This is a genomic window from Nocardia alni (genome assembly GCF_019038435.1).
In the GTDB taxonomy this organism is placed as follows: domain Bacteria; phylum Actinomycetota; class Actinomycetes; order Mycobacteriales; family Mycobacteriaceae; genus Nocardia; species Nocardia alni.
In genome coordinates this window covers 1-384 of record NZ_JAGPOX010000407.1, presented here as the reverse complement: position 1 = coordinate 384, position 384 = coordinate 1, and the positions used below count along the sequence as shown (strand labels likewise).

General features: G+C 75.3%; 1 protein-coding gene. It reads right to left on the bottom strand.

Features of this window, described 5'->3' with window-relative positions; genetic code table 11:
• Positions 1 to 169 precede the first annotated feature (169 nt).
• A partial coding sequence (locus tag JZ791_RS47535; protein ID WP_254207407.1) for a hypothetical protein occupies positions 170 to 384 on the bottom strand: 215 nt, incomplete at its 5' end.

Sequence of the window (384 nt, the reverse complement as noted above, 5' to 3'; positions counted from 1 at the left end):
CCCGCGCACCGTGCGCGGCGGCCCCTGGCGGCGGGCAATGGGGAGGGAGGCCGCCATGCTCGCCGCGGCGCGGCGCCGCCGCGGCGGGCATGCGAAGCCGCCGCCATGCGCGCGAAGGGCCCATGGGGCGCCATCCCCTCCGGCCCCGCGCCGCGCGGTGGATGGACCGTCAGGCCGCCACGGCGTCGCGCTCGTCCGCGGCGAACTCGGCCTGCCCGCGCAGGCGGTCGTAGACCGGCGCGAAGTCCGGCTCGGTCATGTGGAACAGCTCGTCGAAGCTGTCGATCACGAAGTAGGTCTGCTGGTAGGTGTCGATCTTGTAGCGGGTGCGCATGGTGCGCTCCAGCTGCAGCGGCAGGCGCTGCGGCTCGGGGCTGTTCACCG